At 69.5% G+C, this 15,709-nt stretch carries 17 protein-coding genes; 9 read left to right on the top strand and 8 right to left on the bottom strand.

The window, feature by feature from the left end; translation table 11 throughout:
- Positions 1-52 precede the first annotated feature (52 nt).
- Together A7B20_RS21570 and A7B20_RS21575 are read right to left on the bottom strand one after the other, a co-directional pair.
- Positions 53-508 carry a MaoC family dehydratase gene (locus tag A7B20_RS21570; protein ID WP_102108086.1) on the bottom strand — a complete coding sequence of 152 codons (456 nt, stop codon included), beginning with the start codon at positions 506-508 and terminating at the stop codon, positions 53-55.
- Positions 505-1,518 (bottom strand): aldo/keto reductase, encoded by a 1,014-nt coding sequence (locus tag A7B20_RS21575; protein ID WP_102108087.1) that lies wholly within the window; start codon positions 1,516-1,518, stop codon positions 505-507. Before A7B20_RS21575 ends, A7B20_RS21570 begins: the two co-directional genes overlap by 4 nt.
- A 130-nt stretch (positions 1,519-1,648) precedes the next feature.
- Here A7B20_RS21575 and A7B20_RS08230 point away from each other — a divergent pair, with 130 nt between their 5' ends.
- The 7 genes from A7B20_RS08230 to A7B20_RS08260 all read left to right on the top strand — a co-directional run bounded on the left by A7B20_RS08230 (position 1,649) and on the right by A7B20_RS08260 (position 9,495).
- On the top strand, positions 1,649-2,794 hold the full coding sequence (locus A7B20_RS08230) for an acyl-CoA dehydrogenase family protein (RefSeq protein WP_102108088.1): 1,146 nt from the start codon (positions 1,649-1,651) through the stop codon (positions 2,792-2,794).
- Entirely contained in the window at positions 2,791-3,561 is a 771-nt protein-coding gene (locus A7B20_RS08235) for a 3-ketoacyl-ACP reductase (RefSeq protein WP_102108089.1), read from the top strand. The genes A7B20_RS08230 and A7B20_RS08235 overlap by 4 nt, the downstream gene beginning before the upstream one ends.
- Before the next feature lie 12 nt (positions 3,562-3,573).
- Positions 3,574-4,725, top strand: coding sequence for a dihydrodipicolinate synthase family protein (locus A7B20_RS08240; protein ID WP_102108090.1), 1,152 nt, complete (start codon positions 3,574-3,576; stop codon positions 4,723-4,725).
- Entirely contained in the window at positions 4,725-5,567 is an 843-nt protein-coding gene (locus tag A7B20_RS08245; protein ID WP_102108091.1) for a sugar phosphate isomerase/epimerase family protein, read from the top strand. Before A7B20_RS08240 ends, A7B20_RS08245 begins: the two co-directional genes overlap by 1 nt.
- Positions 5,568-5,707: 140 nt before the next feature.
- The gene (locus tag A7B20_RS08250; RefSeq protein WP_102108092.1) at positions 5,708-6,898 is read left to right on the top strand and encodes a BaiN/RdsA family NAD(P)/FAD-dependent oxidoreductase; all 1,191 of its coding nucleotides are present in this window, start codon (positions 5,708-5,710) and stop codon (positions 6,896-6,898) included.
- 171 nt (positions 6,899-7,069) lie between these two features.
- A complete protein-coding gene (locus A7B20_RS08255) occupies positions 7,070-7,423 on the top strand; it encodes a hypothetical protein (RefSeq protein ID WP_102108093.1) in 354 nt (117 codons plus the stop codon).
- On the top strand, positions 7,423-9,495 hold the full coding sequence (locus A7B20_RS08260; protein ID WP_102108094.1) for a pyrroloquinoline quinone-dependent dehydrogenase: 2,073 nt from the start codon (positions 7,423-7,425) through the stop codon (positions 9,493-9,495). Before A7B20_RS08255 ends, A7B20_RS08260 begins: the two co-directional genes overlap by 1 nt.
- Positions 9,496-9,601: 106 nt before the next feature.
- Here A7B20_RS08260 and A7B20_RS08265 read toward each other — a convergent pair whose 3' ends face one another.
- Complete coding sequence (locus tag A7B20_RS08265; RefSeq protein WP_102108095.1) at positions 9,602-9,856, bottom strand: DUF2934 domain-containing protein; 255 nt, start codon at positions 9,854-9,856, stop codon at positions 9,602-9,604.
- A gap of 161 nt (positions 9,857-10,017) precedes the next feature.
- Between A7B20_RS08265 and A7B20_RS08270 the strand changes: the two genes are divergently transcribed.
- Both A7B20_RS08270 and A7B20_RS08275 read left to right on the top strand, forming a co-directional pair.
- Positions 10,018-10,674: a hypothetical protein gene (locus A7B20_RS08270; protein ID WP_102108096.1), complete on the top strand. Its 657-nt coding sequence runs from the start codon at positions 10,018-10,020 to the stop codon at positions 10,672-10,674.
- 175 nt (positions 10,675-10,849) lie between these two features.
- Entirely contained in the window at positions 10,850-11,167 is a 318-nt protein-coding gene (locus A7B20_RS08275; protein ID WP_102108097.1) for a hypothetical protein, read from the top strand.
- Between the two features lie 14 nt (positions 11,168-11,181).
- Here the strand turns inward: A7B20_RS08275 and A7B20_RS08280 are convergent, their stop codons facing one another.
- The 5 genes from A7B20_RS08280 to A7B20_RS08300 form a co-directional block, all read right to left on the bottom strand.
- Complete coding sequence (locus A7B20_RS08280) at positions 11,182-12,594, bottom strand: hypothetical protein (RefSeq protein ID WP_102108098.1); 1,413 nt, start codon at positions 12,592-12,594, stop codon at positions 11,182-11,184.
- Positions 12,591-13,331 (bottom strand): methyltransferase domain-containing protein, encoded by a 741-nt coding sequence (locus A7B20_RS08285; RefSeq protein ID WP_102108099.1) that lies wholly within the window; start codon positions 13,329-13,331, stop codon positions 12,591-12,593. The genes A7B20_RS08280 and A7B20_RS08285 overlap by 4 nt, the downstream gene beginning before the upstream one ends.
- Positions 13,328-13,741, bottom strand: coding sequence for a GtrA family protein (locus tag A7B20_RS08290; protein WP_102108100.1), 414 nt, complete (start codon positions 13,739-13,741; stop codon positions 13,328-13,330). Before A7B20_RS08290 ends, A7B20_RS08285 begins: the two co-directional genes overlap by 4 nt.
- Before the next feature lie 8 nt (positions 13,742-13,749).
- Positions 13,750-14,724 (bottom strand): glycosyltransferase family 2 protein, encoded by a 975-nt coding sequence (locus tag A7B20_RS08295; protein WP_102108101.1) that lies wholly within the window; start codon positions 14,722-14,724, stop codon positions 13,750-13,752.
- A gap of 297 nt (positions 14,725-15,021) precedes the next feature.
- A complete protein-coding gene (locus A7B20_RS08300) occupies positions 15,022-15,576 on the bottom strand; it encodes a WcbI family polysaccharide biosynthesis putative acetyltransferase (protein WP_102108102.1) in 555 nt (184 codons plus the stop codon).
- Positions 15,577-15,709 lie beyond the last annotated feature (133 nt).

Raw genomic sequence — 15,709 nt, forward strand, 5'->3', positions numbered from 1 at the left:
GCGGTCCTGCCGGGGTCGCACCCGGGCGCCCCGGCGCAGGGCCGACCCGCCGTCACGCGTGGATCATCAGCCGGTTCACCCCGCGTTGCACCGTCTCGCCGCGCTGGTTCGTCACCTCGAACTCCAGCGTGGCGATGCCGCGCCTGCCGTCCGACGTCGCCCTGAGCGCCGTCACCGTGATCCGCGCGGCGATGCTGTCGCCCGCGAGCACCGGCGCGGCGAAGGTCCAGTCCCAGCCGAGCGAGGCGATGGCGTCGAACTGCGCCGCCGCCCGGTTCTTCAGCCCGTCAACCATCGACAGCACCAGAAGCCCGTGGGCGACCCGGTCGGAAAATCCGTGCCGCCGCGCACCTTCCGCCGTCATGTGGATCTCGAAGCGGTCGCCGGTCAGCGCGGCGAAGGCGTCGATCGTCTCGACGCCGACCACCTGCCGCGCGGTCTCGATGACATCCCCCACCGAAAGGTCGGCCAGGCCATGGCGGCCCGGCCCGAGGCGTCGGCCGCTCACGGTGTGGGCGCGTCTTCGCGCAGCAGCCCCTTCGCCTTCAGGTCCGCCCAGAACTGGTCCGGGATCGGGTGGCTGAACCAGGCGAGGTTCTGCTGCAACTGCTCGACCGTGCGTGTGCCCGCCATGAAGGTCGGCACCGCCGGATGGGCCACGACGAATTGGAGCGCGGCAGCGGGCAGCGGCACGTCGTACTCGGCGCAGACGGCCTCGATCCGGCGGACCCGGTCCATGATCTGGGCCGGGGCGGGGGCGTAGTTGTACTTCGCGCCCTCCACCGCCCCGGTGGCCAGGATGCCCGAGTTGAAGCCGCCCCCGACCACGACCGCCGCACCGCGTTCCTCGCAGAGCGGCAGGAAGTCGTTCAGCGAATCCTGCTCCAGCAGGGTATAGCGCCCGGCCAGGAGGAAACAGTCGAAGTCGCGCTGTTGCAGGGCCGCGTGGCACACCTCCCATTCGTTCACGCCGACGCCGATCGCCTTGACCACGCCCTGGTCGCGCAGCTCCGACAGCGCCTTCCACGCACCGTCCATCGCTTGGTCGAAGACCTCGGGCTGTTCCGCGCCGCGGGTGAACACGTCGATGTCGTGGATGAAGCAGATGTCCATCCGCTCGAGGTTCAGCCGCTGGAGGCTGTCCTCGAAGCTGCGCATCGTGCCATCGTAGCTGTAGTCGAAGTGCATCGTGAACCGCCCGGCGTTGGTCCAGGGCGCATAGTCGATATCTTGCCTGCGTGCGGGTTTCAGGATCCGCCCGACCTTGGAGGACAGCACGAAATCGTCGCGCTCCTTCCAGCGCAGCGAATGCCCGGTGCGCAGCTCGGCCAGCCCGTGGCCGTACATCGGCGCGGTGTCGAAATAGCGCACGCCGCTGTCCCAGGCGGTCTGGATCATCGCGTCCGAGGTGCCCTCGTCGATCTCGCGGAAGATGTTGCCGATGGGGGCGGTGCCGAATCCGAAGGGCGTGACCTCCAGATCGACCCGCCCGAACTTGACCTTCTCGTCAGGGTTCATGCCGTCCTCCCATAAGTAACCGTATAGTTATATAAGGCAGATCGGACGCCGCAAATCAACCCTCTTCGGGGCTTGACCGGGAACCCGGTTGCACCGTAAAAGTAACCAAACGGTTACTGTGGGAGGCGGGATGTTTCTGACCGAGATGCACGTTCAGGTGCGCGACATGACGCGGGAGTTCGCTCAGGACGTCATTCGCCCCATGGCCGAGGAGCTGGATAGGGAAGAGCGCTTTCCGTCCGAACTCTACGACCGGATGGCCGAGCTTGGGCTGTTCGGGATCAGCGTGCCCGAGTCGATGGGCGGGCCGGGCTTCGACACGGTCACCTACGCGCTGGTGATGGAGGAGCTGTCGCGCGGCTATGCCAGCGTCGCCGATCAGTGCGGTCTGGTCGAGCTGCTGTCGACCCTGCTGGTGCAGCACGGCAGCGACGCCCAGCGGGACCGCTGGCTGGTGCCGCTTCTCCAGGCGAAAAAGCGCGGCGCCTACTGCATCACCGAACCCGAGGCCGGCACCGACGTCTCGGGCATCCGGACCACCGCCGTGCGCGACGGCGACGGCTGGGTGCTGAACGGCGGCAAGATCTGGATCCACAACGCGCCGGTGGCCGATGTCGGCTTCGTGCTGGCCCGCACCGACCCCGCGGCGGGGCATCGCGGCATGTCGATCTTCATCGTCGACCTGCACGCCGAGGGCGTCTCGCGCGGTCCGAAGGAGCACAAGATGGGTCAGCGCGCCAGCCAGGTCGGCGCGCTGAACTTCGACAACGTCCGCATGCCCGCCGAGGCGCTTCTGGGCACCGAGGGGCGCGGCTTCCACATGATGATGAGCGTGCTCGACAAGGGCCGCGTCGGCATCGCCGCGCTGGCGGTGGGCATCGGTCAGGCGGGGCTGGAGGCGGCCGTGGACTATGCCCGCCAGCGCAAGCAGTTCAAGAAGCCGATCGCCGAATTCCAGGGCGTGCAGTGGCTGCTGGCCGACATCGCCAAGGATGTCGAGGCGGCGCGCCTGCTGGTCCTCAGCGCGGCGCACAAGATCGACACCGGCGGGGACGCGACGCGCTTCTGCTCGATGGCGAAATGCTTTGCCGGGGACATGGCCGTGGCGCGCACGGCGGACGCGGTGCAGGTCTTCGGCGGCTCGGGCTACATCCGCGGCTTCGAGGTGGAACGGCTCTACCGCGACGCCAAGATCACCCAGATCTACGAGGGCACGAACCAGATCCAGCGCATGATCATCGCCCGCGAACTTCTGGCCAAGGGGGCGGCGGCATGAGCAGGCAGGTGGCCCTCGTCACCGGATCGAGCCGCGGCATCGGCCTGGCGACGGCGGTGGCGCTGGCGCGCGAGGGCTTTGCCGTCGCTCTCAACGGACCGGCCGACGACGCCGAACTGCGCGCCGCGCTGGCCGAGGTCGAAGCCTGCGGCGTGCCCGCCCACGCCGCGCCCTTCGACGTCACCGACCTGGCCGCCCACGATGCGGCCCTGGCGGGCATCGAGGATGCACTCGGTCCGCTGACGACTCTGGTCAACAATGCCGGGGTCGGGGTCATGCAGCGCGGCGATCCGCTGGAGGCGAGCGAGGCGAGCTATGACCGCTGCCTCGCCGTCAACACCAAGGCGCCGTTCTTCCTGACCCAGGCCTTCGCGCGCCGGCTGCTGGGGCGTCGGCGCGATCCCGCGCTGTTCCACGCCATCGTCAACGTCACCTCGTCCAACGCCGTCGCCGTGGCCGAACCGCGGGGCGAATACTGCGTCTCCAAGGCCGCCGCGGCCATGTCGTCGAAGCTCTGGGCGGTGCGGCTGGGCCGCGAGGAGATCGCCGTCTACGACGTCCAGCCTGGCCTGATCGCGACCGAGATGACCGCCCCGATGATCGCGCAGTACGAGGAGCGCGCGAAGGCGGGGCTGACCCTGTTCCCCCGCGTCGGCCAGCCCGCCGAGATCGGCGGGATCATCGCCGCGCTCGCCTCCGGGCGGCTGCCCTACACCACCGGACAGGCGATCTCGGCGGATGCCGGGATGCTGGTGTCGCGCTTCTGAAGGAGACCGCGCTTGAAGATTGCCCTTCCCGACACCTCCGGCAGGCTGACCGACTACATCCTGACCGGCACCCCCCTGCCCGAATCCCGGCTGCCCGCCGATCCGGCGCGCATCGTCTATTCCGCCGCCCACGTGGTGGCCGATCCCTTCACCGCCAACGATCCCTCCGGCCTCGCGACCGTGGACTGGGAGGCGACGATGCGCTTCCGCCACCACCTCCACGGCCTCGGCCTTGGCATCGCCGAGGCGATGGACACGGCGCAGCGCGGCATGGGGCTGGACTGGGACGGCGCGCTGGAGCTGATCCGCCGCACCCGCGCCGAGCTGCCCGACGCGCTGGTGGCCAACGGCTGCGGCACCGACCACCTGGCCCCCGCAGAGGCCCGCAGCGTCGACGACGTGCGGCGTGCCTACATGCATCAGCTCGACGCCATCCAGGCGCTCGATGCCCGGGTGATCCTGATGGCCAGCCGGGCGATGGCGCGGGTGGCCTCGGGGCCGGACGACTACATCCGCCTCTACGGCGAGCTGCTGTCGGCCTGCGACCGCCCGGCGATCCTGCACTGGCTGGGCGAGATGTTCGACCCCGCGCTGGCCGGCTACTGGGGCAGCGCCGGGTTCGAGGAGGCGCTCGACACGGTCCTGACGATCATCGAGGCCAACGCCGCCAGGGTGGACGGGATCAAGATCTCGCTTCTCGACAAGGACAAGGAGATCGCCCTGCGCCGCCGCCTGCCCGAAGGCGTCAGGATGTATACCGGCGACGACTTCAACTATCCCGAACTGATCGAGGGCGACGCGCAGGGCTTTTCCCACGCACTGCTCGGCATCTTCGACCCGCTCGCCGTCGCCGCCGCCCACGCGGTGGACCGGCTGGGGCAGGGCGATTCGGCGGGCTTCCGCGCGACGCTGGACCCGACCGTGCCGCTGGCGCGCCTGATCTTCCGCGCGCCGACGCAGTACTACAAGACCGGCGTGGTCTTCCTGGCCTGGCTGAACGGGTTCCAGGACCATTTCGTGATGCTGAACGGCGCGCAGGCGATGCGCCCGCTGCCCTATTTCACCGAGGTCTTCCGCCTGGCCGACGGCTGCGGCCTGCTGCGCGACCCGGAGATGGCGGTGGCGCGGATGAAGCGGCTGCTGGCGCTCCATGGCGTGACCTGATGCGCGACTTCTCGCAGGACACCTCGGCGCTGGCGCTGAACACCGCGACGCTGGGGCACAACCTGGAGGGCCACGGCGCGGGGTGGTCCCCGGAAAGGCTGATCGACGCCTGCACCGAACGGGGCTTCGGCGGGATCGTCTTCTGGCGGCGCGAGATCGGAACACGCGCCGCGCAGATCGGCGAACGGGTGCGCGCCGCCGGGATGGCGGTCGCGGGCCTGTGCCGGACGCCCTACCTGACCGGCCGCGACGCCGGCTCGGATGACGAGATGCGCGGCAGCATCGACATGGCCGCCGCGCTCGGCGCACCGGTCCTGACCATCGTCACCGGCGGGACCGAGCCCGGCACGACAGGGCTGGGCGAGAGCCGCAAGCGCCTTGCCGACCGCCTCGCGCGGCATGTCGAGCACGCCCGCGCCGCCGGCGTCAGGCTGGCGCTGGAACCGCTCAACCCGATGTTCGGCGGCAACCGCACCTGCCTGTTCACCGTCCGCGATGCGCTGGACCTCTGCGACACCGTCGGCGATCCGCAGATCGGCCTCGCCGTGGACGTCTATCACGTCTGGTGGGACCGGACGCTGGGCGAAAGCCTGGCGCGGGCAGGGGGGCGGATCTTCGGCTATCACCTGTGCGACTGGCTGGAGGACACGCGCCACATGCTGCTGGACCGCGGCATGATGGGCGACGGCGTCGCCGACCTCGGGGCGATCCGCGCGGCGGTCGAGGCGGCCGGTTACGCGGGCCACTGCGAGGTCGAGGTCTTCTCGGCCGCCGACTGGTGGCAGCGCCCGCCGGAGGTGGTGCTGGACACCGTCGTCGAACGGTTCCGGACGGTGTGCTGACCGGTCCCGTTTTCGCGTAGCAGCCCCATCCGCGACGCCATTGCCGCACCCGCGACCGTGCCCGGTACACTTCGGCCGCGTTTTGTGGTCTTGGGACGGCGTGACGGGTGTTCGGGCGTTTCTGCGGGAAGGAACAGCGGATGGGCGTGAAGGAGCGGGACTACGACGCGATCGTGCTCGGGGCGGGCGGCGCGGGGCTGATGGCTGCGGCGACCGCCGGTCAGGCCGGGGCGCGCGTCCTCGTGATCGACCACGCCGACAAGCCCGGCAAGAAGATCCTGATTTCCGGCGGCGGCCGCTGCAATTTCACCAACACCGGGACCGGCCCCGAGAACTTCCTGTCCGAGAACCCCCATTTCGCCAAATCCGCGCTGAGCCGCTACACCCAGTGGGACTTCCTCGCGCTGGTCGAGCGGCACGGCATAACCTGGCACGAGAAGACCCTGGGCCAGCTCTTCTGCGACGGCAGCGCCCGGCAGATCGTCGCCATGCTGCTCGAGGAATGCCGCCGGGGCGGGGTGGAGATCCGCCTCTCGACCAGGATCGGCGAGATCGGCCATGCCGACGGGCGGTTCCGCGTGGCGGGCGCGGCGGCGCCCCGGCTGGTGATCGCGACCGGCGGTCCCTCGATCCCCAAGATGGGGGCGAGCGGCGCCGCCTACGACATCGCCCGCCGCTTCGGCCTCGACGTCGTGGCGCCCCGCCCCGCGCTCGTCCCCTTCACCCTCGGGGAGGAGGACGCGCTCTTCAAGGCGATCCCCGGCGTGGCCTTTCCGGCCGTCGCCCGCGTGCGCGACGTCTCCTTCCCCGAGGCCGCGCTTTTCACCCACCGGGGCCTGTCGGGGCCCGCGATCCTTCAGGTGTCCTCCTACTGGTCGCCCGGCGATCCGGTGTCGCTCTGCCTGCTGCCCGACGCCGGGGCCCTCCTGCGCGCGGCGCGACAGGAGATGCCGCGCGCCCATCTCAAGGCGGCCCTCTCCCGCCACCTCCCGCTGCGGCTGGCCGAGGCGATGGCGACCCGGATCGGCCTTGCCCGCGAGCTCGGCAACTGTTCGGATGCCGAACTCGGCGAAGCGGCCGGGATGCTTACCGCGCTCACCTTCCACCCGACGGGCACCGAGGGTTATGCCAAGGCCGAGGTCACGGCGGGCGGCATCTCGACCGCCGCGCTCTCGTCCAAGACGATGGAGGCGCGCAAGGTGCCGGGGCTCTACGCCATCGGCGAGGCGGTGGACGTGACCGGATGGCTTGGCGGCTACAACTTCCAGTGGGCCTGGTCCTCGGGCGTCGCGGCCGGTCGCGCCCTTGCCGGGGACCCCGGGGGCAGGTGACGAAGGGGCGCGGTGACGGCGCGCGAGGCGACGCGCGGACCGGGCAGGATTTCCGACCGCTCCGACATCCACGCGGTGCCGCCAGTCGCGCCATCGGAGCAGGGCGCCGGGGCGTCGTCGGAACATCCTGACGGCGGGAACGTTCACTCCATATTCGCAGGAGGGAAATCCATGGCCCAGCACGCCACGACCTGGTCCCCCGGCGCGGCGCTGAGTGCGCTGGCCGCATTCGCGGGAGCCGCGATAGCGGCGATCCTATACCTCACGCCGCTCACGGGGGTCACCGGCACGATCGGCGCCCTGATCGTCCTGGGCGCATCGCTGCTGGTCGGCATCGGCGCGCTGCTGCTGATGGCCACCCGGCGCGCCCTCTGGCTCTGGCTCACGCTGCTCGGCGGGATCGGCACCGCCGTCGCGGCCGCCTTTCTCCACGCCTGGTGGATCGTGGTCCTGCTGGCGGTCGTGCTCGTGGGGCTGGTGATGGAACGCCTGACCCTTACCCGAAGCAGGAAAGCGAGGACCTGATGATCCGTACCGGCACAATCGCGCTGGCCGCCGCGCTGGCGGCGGCCTCTCCCGCCGCGTCGCAGGACAGCGGAAGCGGCACCGCCGTCACCGACGACCAGCCAGCCACTGCAACGGGTGGGGGCGAGGTGGTCGACACGCTGCTGGAATCGGCCGCGGACGGCTCCGCCACTCAGGAAGACCGGACGCAGGAGAAGCCGCGGCGCGACCCCGTGCCGCTGGTGCCGAAGACGGCGACCTGGAACACGTTCCACGGCCAGCTGTCCGCGCAGAAATATTCCCCCCTGGACCAGATCAACCGCGAGAACGCCGGCAATCTCGAGAAGGTCTGGGAGGTCCACACCGGCGACGTTTCCGACGGCACGGGCGACCTGCCGACAACGGTCTGGTCGGCCACCCCGATCTATGCCAACGGCATGCTCTACATCGGCACGCCGTTCTACCGCGTCCTCGCGCTCGACCCTGCCACGGGCGAGGAGATCTGGAGCTTCGATTCCAAGAGCCGCCTCGAGGCGCTGACCCAGCCCGCCCTGAAGAACCGCGGCGTCGCCTACTGGGAGGCGGCGGAGCCGCAGGAGGGCGAGGCCTGCCAGAAGATCGTCTATCTCGGTACGATGGACGCCCGGCTCTTCGCCATGGACGCCGACACCGGCAAGCCCTGCGCCGATTTCGGCGACAACGGCGCGCTGAACGTCAACCAGTGGAACACCACGAACGACAAGTGGCCCTTCTCGCTGCTTCAGCCGCCCACCGTCTCGGGCGACCACGTCATCATCGGCTGGGCCGGGAACGACTGGAAATATGCCGAGGCGCCGCCGGGATCGGTCTTCTCGGTCGATCCGCGGACCGGCAAGCTGCAATGGGCGGTTGACACCATTCCCCAAGACATCCGCCGGCAGACCGGCACCGCCAACGTCTGGACGGCGATGTCGGTGGACGAGGAACTGGGGCTCGTCTATCTCCCCGTCGCCTCGCCCTCGCCGAACTACTGGGGCGGTAACCGCACGCAGGAGATCCCGCTCGCCACCTCGACCACGGCCGTCGACATCGAGACGGGCAAGGTCGTCTGGTCGCGCCAGTGGGTGCATCACGATGTGTGGGACTACGACATCAACTCGGCCCCGACGCTGATGGACATCACCGTGGACGGCAAGGAGATCCCGGCGCTGATGCAGGCGACGAAGATGGGCTTCCTCTTCGTCGTGAACCGCGAGACGGGCGAGGATGTCTGGCCGATCGAGGAACGCGAGGTGCCCCAGGGCGACGGCTCGGTCGAGGGGGAGGTCTATGCGAAGACCCAGCCCTTCCCGACGAAACCCGCGCCGCTGCTCGACCAGGCGCAGAAGGAGGACATCTGGTGGATCGCCGACGCCGTGGGCTTCGGCCAGTGTTCGAAGCTCTTCGATTCGCTGTCCTACGAGGGGATGTACACGCCGCCGACGACCAGGGGCAAAGGCGTCTATACCTTCCCCGACAGCTCGGGTGGGGTTCAGTGGGGCGGCGTGGCCTTCGACCCCGAAAGCCAGACCGCCGTCGTGAACACCTCGCACATCGCGCAGTACATCCAGCTTTACCCGCGTGACGAGTTCGACCGGATCGAATCGGGCTCGGGCAACGAGGCCGGGTATTATCCCCAGATCGGCGCGCCTTACGGCATGTCGCTGAAGGTCGCGATGAACTGGCTCGGGATGCCCTGCTGGAAGGCGCCCTATGGCGAGCTGGTGGCGATCGACATGAAGACGGGCGAGGTCAACTGGCGCAAGCCGCTGGGCTCGTCGCAGAAGTTCGGCTTCTACATGCCCGAGAGCATGGGATCGCCCACCATCGGCGGACCCGCCGTCACGGCGGGCGGGCTGATCTTCATCGGCTCGACCATGGACGCCAAGGTGCGCGCCTTCGACATCGCGACCGGCGAGGAGCTGTGGGAGGACATCGTCGGCGCGCCCTCCGTGTCCAATCCGGCGGTCTACGAACACGAGGGGCGCGAATACGTCGCCTTCATCGGTGGCGGCAACACGATCCTGAAGCCGCAGGTCAGCGACCACATCGCCGTCTACGCCCTGCCGGAGTGAAAGGCACAGCGGTGGGCGGGCCGTGACCCCGCGGTGAAAACGAAACGGCCCGCCGCTGCACGGGGCAGGGCGGGCCGGGCGGTAGCGGGGGCGGCGTGCCTGCCTGTCAGCCCTTGCGCCGCGGCGACGGGGCGCTGCCCTTGCCCCCCGCGCGCTCGGCCGGATCGTCGAGGTTCCCGGCGATCGGGCCACCCGGGGGCGGGCCGTTCTCGGACGAGGGATCGGCCTCGCTGATCTCCTCGGCCTTGACCTCGTTGGCGGCGCGCTGCCAGTGCTCGTCGTGCTTGCCCTCGGGGCGGCCTTCGCGCTCCCAGATGTCGTGCGCGCGCTGTGCGATGCGTTCGTGATTGCCGTCTTCCATGTGCGACCTCCGTGTCATTGCCTGCACCTTGCGGAAAACCTGCGGGACCGCCGAATGTTCCCCGCGCCCCGAGTGCGGAACGGACCGGGCATCCGGCAGTTGGTCCCGGAAATCCATGACCGGCGTGCCTGCACAGGCACCGCAGATGATACGGAGGCCCCATGTGGGACTGGTTCTCTCAGCACATTCCCGCGGTCCAGGCGATCTCGGGGCTGGCGATGCTGTCGGTCTGGATCGTCTACCTGCAGACCTTCCTGTTCGGCCATCGCCGCCAGCAGCGCTCGGAGGTGGTGGTGGACACCGGGCCGGGCATCGGGCTCGACCGGCGCTGCTTCGTGGCGAACCTCGGGCTTCAGCCGATCTATCTCCAGGACGTGGTGGTGCAGCTGAACCATGACGACGGCAGCGCCCCGCGCCACGTGGTGACGGACCGCACGGAACTGAGGTCGGACCAGTTGACCCGGCCCGGCGAGGCGACGAACCGCGGTCCGTTGGAGAGCGGCGGGCTGATCGACATCGGCAGCTTCTCGACCCTGCTCGCGCGGGCGAACCGCCAGCCCGACGATCCGGACCTGGAGCGGCTGACCTCGGTCGAGGTCACCGTGGCCGCGATCAACGCCGCCTCCTCGGCGGTGATCGGCGGCCGTCGCTGTTTCGCGATCCGCAAGGATCCCGAGGGGTGGAGCGTCGTTCCCGAAAGCGTGACCACCGACCAGATCCGCTGGCCATGGCGCCGCCGCCGGCTGATGCGGGAACTGGAGCGCGAACTGGACCGCAAGGGACGACCGAAGCCGTCCCGCCAGCGCCGGGGACACTAGGGCGACGCCCGCGAGACGGACCGGCGGACCGAATCGGGTGCGATCCCTAACTCCTTGGAACATTCGTCCAGGGCACCCGTTTTTTCACCAAGGCCGCACCCCGACGCACGAGGCGGCGCCTTGACGGACCGTGACGCCCGGCAGGGGCGGCAGCACAAATGCCTGAGAGGATGCCATGTCAGCACCCAAGACGAACACCGAACGCCAGGTCCAACGACACCGTTGGTCGCTCTTCGGAGCGATCGGGCTGTCGGCCCTGGCCAGCGCGATCATCGGCCTGCTGATCTTCTGGGAGGGCACCGACGACGCCAACGCCCCCAGGACCCCGGACGAGATCGTGGACGGCCGCACCGGCGAGATCGAGGAGACCGACAGGCCCATCGAAGCGCCGATGCCGACGATCGGACTGGAGTCGGACCAGGGGCGGGAGCCGGTCAGGGAGAGAGCCGTGAGCCCTTCCACCGACCTGCCGGACGTGGACCCCACCGACTAGGACAGGTCGCGTCCCTACTGCACTGGCGCGAGGGCGACCAGCGACAGCGGGGGGCGCCGGCCCTCGGCCGCCTCGGCCTCGAGCCGGGCGCACCGCTGCGCCTCGCGGTCGCAAAGCACCATCCTTTGCCCGTTCAGGGCCAGCACGCGGAACGACAGCGCAATCGCATGCTGGACACTGGCCCGTCGCGCCGTTTCCAGGGCCATGACGTCCCCCTTCACCAGCAGCGGATCCGGCAGGTGGGCATGCGCCTCGGCGAAGGCACGGGTTTCGGCCTGCCAGGGACGGAAATCGGCGAAGCGCTGGAAGGTCAGCGCCATGCAGAGGGCCACGATCGCCACCGGAACCGCGACGAACAGGCGCGATGCGTCCTTGCCGGACCGGACGAAGACCGCCGCCCGCCCGACGAGGACCGCATGGAAGATCCAGGCGAAGACGAAACTGCGCGGCGGCACCTCCACCCCGAGCTTCAGCACCTGCACCGCGCAGAGCGCGAGGCTGAGGAACAGCCCTGCATGGAGATACAGCGCCTCCTTCGGCGCGTGGCGCGCCAGGTACAGCGTCGCGATCACGAACGCGGTCGCCTGGAGCACGACCAGCGGGTAGATGCCGAAGCTGCTTGCCATCACGAGAGAGCGGAAGGTGGCCCCGAGCAGCGGCAGGTTGTCGACCAGCCCGGAAAGGCCCGTCGCGGGCGCGGCCTGCCGCCAGTCCGCCAGCGGGACGCCGAAGATCCCATGGACCTGCCAGTTCAGCGCATAGGTCGCCAGCACCGCCGCCGCGAAGCTGGCGGTGAACAGCGCCAGCAGCCCCGCGAGATCGCGCAGCGACCGCTTCCGCGTCGCGAAGAGGCAGACGGCAAGCAGGATCAGCGGATAGGTCGTGTAGGCCATGAAGGTCACGACCGTGAAAACCGGCAGCAGGGCGCGGTGATGGCGCGGCGCCATCCGGCAGCCGAGCACGGCATAGAGCGCCACCAGCGCGAGGCCGGGGATCAGCGTGTTGAACCAGAGCGCGATCATCGAGGCCGGGGGCGCGACCGCGATCAGCAGGGCGAGCAGGACCATGCCGCCGACCGGCGCGGCGCGCCCGCGTTCGGAGGGAAAGGCGGCCACGGCCAGCGCGGCGGCCAGCAGCGCCCAGAGCGCCTGGTACACGGCGAAGTTCAGCCAGGCCGGCGTCACGACCCCGCGCAGGTGCCACAGCCAGTTGACCCAGCGGCCCTCGTGCAGGGTCTTTTCCCAGAACCAGTCCGCCCGGGCCAGGAGTGCCGGGTAATCGTCGAAGCGGATCATCGGATCGGCGAGGTTCGGCAGCGAGAAGGCCAGCGTGCCGACCAGGGCGATGGCGAAGACCGGCAGGAGCGGCGCGGCGGCGGTGCGGGGCGCGGCGCTCCAGCCCGGCAGGGAGGCGTCGGCCGCGCTCATGCCATGCGGGTCCGGAGGCCCGCGCGAAGCTGCGCGATGCGGGTGACGGTGCCCTGCGGCAGGCAGGACACGACGCCCCGCCGCAGCCGCCACAGCGCATCGCCGCCCTCGCGCAGGCGCACGCCGGCGGGCAGCGCGGTGGCGCGCACCACCTCGGGCAGGCCCTGCGCCCCGGCGGCGTTGGCATAGAGGACGGCGTTGTAGCGATACCACGGCTCGACCGCCCGGTTGCCCTTCAGGGCGGGGCGCAGGCAGTCGTAGGCGCGGAAGCCGCGGGCGGCGAAGAGCGCCTGCCAATGGCTCAGCGGCTGCTCGTTGACGTGGAACTCGCCCCCCTGTCCGGGCACGGCGGCCGAGAACAGGACGCGGTCGGCGGCGCGGGTCAGGCTGTCGACAAGGGTGGCCGCGGCGGCGGCGGGCAGGTGCTCGCCCACCTCGAGGCTCTGGGCGAGGTCGAAGCGCTCGCCGGTGTCGAGCGGCCGGGTCAGGTCGGCGGCACGGAAGCAGTGCTGCGGCACCGCCAGCTGGCTCTGGTCGACATAGGCGCCGTCGACCCCGAGGACGCGCGCGGCGCCGCAGCGGCGCCACTCGTCAAGCCAGACGCCGCGCCCGCTGCCGAGGTCGATGACCGAGGCAGGCCCGAGCCAGGGCTGGAGCAGACCCAGCACCGCGCGGGCCGAGCGGCGCGCGCCGCCGTCGATGTAGTCGAAGAAGGTGTCGGAATAGACGTGGCTCATCGTGCCTGGGCTCCGGGAAGGTTCTGTCGGGAAAAGACCCAGAGGGTCATGAGAAGGAAGTTCTGCACCGGCAGCAGCAGCGCGACCGCGGCAGCGGACAGCGCGTCGGAGAGGCCGAGGCGCGGGCCGAGGATCCCGGTGACCAGCGCCGAGGTCGCGAAGCCGCAGCCGATCATCAGCGCAAAACGGCCGATCTGGCCTCCGTCGGCAAGGCGGCGGCGATAGGTCAGCCGCGCCTGGCCCAGGTACTGAAGGACGACGGCAAGCGCGAAGGCCAGCGCATTGGCCGCGGCACGGTCCAGCCCCGCGGCCTGGAAGGCGAGGTAGAGCAGCACGTAGCTGCCCGCCACCGCCGCGCCGACGAGGGCGAAGCGCAGCAGGGTCGCGGCCCGACCCGTGCCGAGATTCATGCCGGGATTCATGCCGAGGCCAGCTTGCGCAGCGGCACCGGTGCGGCCGATGCGGCCTCTTCGGTCTCGCGCGTGTCCTCGGCGATGAAGTAGAGCGGGCGGCCCTTCGCCTCGACGTAGAGGCGGCCGATGTATTCGCCGAGGATACCGAGGGTCAGCAGCTGGACGCCCGAGAACAGGCTGATCGCCAGCACCACCGAGGCCCAGCCGGGGGCGGTCTGGTAGACGATCAGGGAATGGGCGACATAGACCATCATCAGCCCGGAAAAGCCGAGCGCGGCGAAGGACATGCGGGTGGCGAAGCGCAGCGGCCGGGTCGAGAAGGCGGTCATGGCGTCGGTCGCGAAGGCGATCATCTTGCGCAGCGGATACTTCGTCTCGCCAAGCGCGCGGGGTGCGCGGGCGTATTCGATGCCGACCTGCCGGAAGCCCGCCCAGGCGAACATGCCGCGCACGAAGCGCGCCCGCTCGGGCATCGCCAGCACGGCGTCGAGCGCGCGGCGGCTGACGAGGCGGAAATCGCCGGTGTCGCGGGGGATGGCGACGTCGCTCATCAGGTTCAGCGCCCGGTAGAAGGCCCAGGCCGAGGCGCGCTTGAACGCCGTCTCGCCCTGCCGCTCGGCCCGGCGGCCATAGACCACGTCATAGCCGCGGTCCATCATGCCCATCATGTCGCCCAGCAGTTCGGGCGGATCCTGGAGGTCGGCGTCCAGCATGAACACCCGCTCGCCCCGCGCCGCCCGAAGTCCCGCGGTCAGCGCGATCTGGTGGCCGCGGTTGGCCGAGAGGCGCAGGCCGACGACCAGCGGGCAGCTGCGCCGCGCCGCCTCGATCGCGGCCCAGGTGGCGTCGGTCGAGCCGTCGTCGACCAGCACGATCTCGGCCCGGTCGCGCCAGGGGGCGATGACCCGGGCAAGGCGCTCGACGAGGGCGGGGATCGAGTCCTCCTCGTTCATGCAGGGCACGACGACTGAGACTAGCATCGGGGCTCCTTCCTTTGGCTGCCCGAGGCTAGGAAGGGCTTGTGTCCGAAATTGGGCCGATCCGGGTTGATACCGGGGAGTGTGGAGGGAATGGCGACACAGGCTGCGGCCCGTCGCAGCGCCGACCCTTACAACTCCTCAGCCGTATCGACGAGAAGCTGCCCATCCCCATCGCCTGCCGATTCCGGATCGTGGTTGCGGCGGTCCGCGGCCTCTGCGCCGGATTCGCCTCCCGAACGAGGCGGCGAAGGGTGCGAAGGTGATGGCTGCACCGGGACTTCCATCGTCGGGAGTCGTCTACTTGGAGACGATCTCCTCCGGCAGAATACGGCGTGACTGCATCAGCGCGTGAATCTGCCGATACAGCGTGCGACCGTTGATGAACCAGCTGAGGTCCGGCTCCCAGTCCAATTCAAGTTCCTCGATGCCATAGGGTGACAGGACCGTGCAGAACAGCGGGAGTGTCAGGTTTGCCTGTGAAGCCGGGGTGTTGCAGGCATCGACATCGAAGTCGAGATTGACATGCTCGGCAACCTGGCGTGCAATCTCGACAAGCACATCCGCCTTCGGGTGATTGTGCGTGAGCATCGAGCGGCGGGGCCGAGACAGGATGAAGTCCAGGGCCTTGTAATCGCAGATGCCTTCTCTGCGCATCATTTCGAGTCGATTGAACTCGAACCGTTCCTTGTGACGGAAATCCGTCAGGCCGTTCTTGAACCGGGCAACGGCCACGTCCAGCCCGAAGTTTTCGATTTCTTGAGCGCAGATCTGCCAGTTTATAACCCCATGCGCAGATTTTGCCGAGGGCGCCGCGCAAAGGGAAAAGAAGCCATCGAGAAAAATGTATGGCATGAACCCGGCTCTGTTGCACAAATCCCGTGAGGGATTCATCTCGTGAATCCAGCGTGGTAGCTGGTCAGCATGAGCAGACACACACCCCCGACCTACAGAACCAGGAACTGGCCGGCCTATAACGAAGCGCTCA

The organism is Oceaniglobus roseus (assembly GCF_002869745.1).
Lineage (GTDB): Bacteria > Pseudomonadota > Alphaproteobacteria > Rhodobacterales > Rhodobacteraceae > Oceaniglobus > Oceaniglobus roseus.